Source organism: Arthrobacter sp. MYb229 (assembly GCF_002975405.1).
Classification (GTDB): Bacteria; Actinomycetota; Actinomycetes; order Actinomycetales; family Micrococcaceae; genus Glutamicibacter.
This window is the reverse complement of record NZ_PCPS01000018.1, coordinates 1-3,049: the sequence shown is the minus strand read 5'-3', so window position 1 is coordinate 3,049 and position 3,049 is coordinate 1. Positions and strand designations below refer to the sequence as shown.

At 67.5% G+C, this 3,049-nt stretch carries 2 protein-coding genes; both read right to left on the bottom strand.

The features are described 5' to 3' along the window. Window positions 1-1,564 (bottom strand): GMC family oxidoreductase (locus CQ019_RS18100; protein ID WP_105570323.1); only part of this gene is annotated, 1,564 nt, incomplete at its 3' end. Between the two features lie 21 nt (window positions 1,565-1,585). Further along, window positions 1,586-3,049, bottom strand: a 1,464-nt coding sequence (locus tag CQ019_RS18095; protein ID WP_105570322.1) for an aldehyde dehydrogenase family protein, incomplete at its 5' end; no start/stop codon positions are given.

Genomic DNA, 3,049 nt, shown 5'->3' with positions numbered 1-3,049 from the left:
TGCCGCGGATCAGTTCGGCGCAGCGCTCACCGATCATCATCACCGTGAGATTCGGATTCACCGTCACCAACTCCGGCATCACCGACGCATCGGCCACCCGCAACCCGGTCACCCCCTTAACCCGCAGCTGCGGATCCAACGGCGACATCACATCCTCCACAGCCCCCATCCGCACGCTGCCGGCCGGATGATACACGGTGTTATGCGTGCGCTTGAGGTAATCGAAGATCTCCGCATCGGACTGCACCTGTTGGCCGGGGAACTGCTCCACCCCGGCCCAATCAGCCATCGCCGGCTGCCCGATGATCTCCCGGGCCTTGCGGATCCCGGCGATCATCACCCGCGCATCATGGCCCTGGACGTCGGTGAAATAACGCGGATCGACCTTCGGCTTGTCACGGAAGTCGCAGCTGCGCAACCGCACCGTGCCCCGGGACTTCGCATGCGTGACATTCGGAGTCAGGCAGAAGGTGTTCTCCCCGGTCGGATACCCCTGGCGCAGCGTATGCATATCAAAAGGCACCGAACCATAATGGAACATCAGATCCGGACGATCCAGCCCCTGCACCGTGGGGGTGAAGATCCCGATCTCCCACCACTGAGTCGATTCGCTGACCATCGGCTGCTTCGCCTCCCACTGGATCACCCCTTCGGGGTGGTCCTGCAAATGCTCGCCCACCCCCGGCGCGTCGATGAGCACCTCGACACCCACCGACTCCAGATGCTCGGCCGGCCCGATCCCCGAAAGCATCAGCAGCTTCGGCGAATCGATCGCCCCGGCCGAGAGGATCACCTCGCGGGCCGCGTGCAGCGTGGTGGTGCGCCCGAACGCCCCGTCGACCACGTCCACCCCGGTGCAGCGCTTGCCCGCATCGAAGTTCAGCTTCCGCGCCTGCAGCCCGGTGAGCAGCGTGAAGTTCTCCCGCTCCATAATCGGATGGATGTAGGAGACCGAGGAGGAGGACCGGGTGCCATCGGCACGCCGGTTGATCTGGAAGAAGTTCGCCCCGTTGAGCACCGTCTCATCGTTGTTGAACTTCGCCCGCGGAATCCCGGCCTGCGCGCAGGCCTCCAGCAGCGCCACCCCGCACGGATCGGTGCCCGGCACATTCATCAGGTGCACCGGCCCCGAATCCCCGTGGTGCGGGGCCTCGGGCCCGGCGTCCTCATTGCGCTCCAGCTGCTGATACAGCCGGTAGGCCATCGCCGAATTCCAGCCGGTGGCCCCGAACTTCGATTCCCATTCGTCCAGGTCCTCGCGCGGCGCCCAGAACGCGATGCAGGAATTATGGCTGGAGCACCCGCCCATCACCTTGGCCCGGGAATGGCGCATGAAGGAGTTCCCGTTCTCCTGCGCCTCGATCGGGTAGTCCCAGTCCAGCCCGGATTCGAGCAGTTCCATCCAGCGGTTCAGCTGCAAGACCTCCTCAAGACCCCGGTCATCGGGGCCGGCCTCCACCAGCGCGATGCGTACCGCCGGGTCTTCGCTCAGCCGTGCGGCGGCCGCGGCGCCGGCCGAACCGCCGCCGATGACGATGTAGTCAAATTCGTTAGTGTTGCTCATAATCCTCAGTTTCCCTCTTCGCTACTTCTGGGCGAACCAGCCGGTGACCTGCGGGTCCAGATTCTGGTAGATGTGCTTGGCTTCCTGGTACTCGCCCAGCCCGGTCGGCCCCAGCTCGCGGCCGACCCCGGACTGGCCGAAGCCGCCCCACTCGGCCTGCGGCAGGTAGGGGTGGAAGTCGTTGATCCAGATCGTCCCGTGGCGCAACCGGGCCGCGATCCGCTGGGTCTTGGACGCGTCCTGGCTCCACACCGCCCCGGCCAGCCCGTAGTCGGTGTCGTTGGCGGTAGCCACCGCCTCATCCTCGGTGGCGAAGGTCTCCACGGTGACCACCGGGCCGAAGGCCTCCTCGATGACCACCGACATGCCGCGGGCCACCTGGTCAAAGACGGTGGGCAGGTAGAAATGCCCCGCCCCCAGCCCGGGGCCGTCCGCCTCGGTGGCCGCCCGGCCCCCGCAGCGCAGCCGGGCGCCTTCGGCGAGCCCGGACTGCACATACGCCTCGACCTTTCCCAGATGCTCCGCGGAGATCAGCGCCCCGGTTTCGGCATGCTCATCGAACGGGCCGCCGAGGGTGATCTGCTCCGCACGGCGCACCAGCTCGTCGACGAACCGCTCCGCGATGGATTCCTCCACGATGATCCGCGCCCCGGCCGAGCAGACCTGCCCCGAATGCACAAACGCGCCATTCAGCGCGTTGTCCACCGCGGCGTCGAAGTCCGCGTCGGCGAAGATCACGTTCGGGTTCTTCCCGCCCAGCTCCAGGGCGACCTTCTTCACCGTTCCGGCCGCCGCGGCCGCGACCTTGCGCCCGGTGGCCAGGCCGCCGGTGAAGGAGACCAGATCCACGTCGCGGTGCTCGGAGAGGACCGCGCCGACCTGCGCGCCGGTGCCGGTGACCAGGTTCGCCACCCCGGCCGGCAGACCCAGCTCATGGAGCACCTCCATCATCAAGATCGCGGTGGACGGGCTCAGCTCGGCCGGTTTGAGCACAAACGAGCAGCCGGCGGCCAGCGCCGGGGCGATCTTCCACGCGGCTTGGAGCAGCGGGTAGTTCCACGGGGTGATCATCGCCGCGACGCCGACCGGTTCGTAGACGATGCGGCTGAGCACCTGCGGGTCCCCGGCGTCGACGATCCGCCCGGCATCGGTTCCGGAGAGCTTGCCGAAGTAGCGGAAGCAGTTGATGATGTCGTCCATGTCCAGTTCGGATTCGACCAGGCGCTTGCCGGTGTCCAGGGTTTCGGCCAGCGCGAATTCGTCCTTGCGTTCGGCCAGCCGATGAGCGACGCGCAGCAGGAAGTCACCGCGTTCGGGGGCCGGGAGCTGGGACCAGGTCCCGGTGTCGAAGGCGCGGCGGGCCGCGGCGATCGCGGCCGCGGCGTCCGCGGGCCCGGCCTCGGAGACGAGGGCTACCGGCTGACCATTGGCCGGGCAGAAGATCTGCCTGGTCGCGGCCGAGCTGGCCGGGCCAAAGCTGCCGTC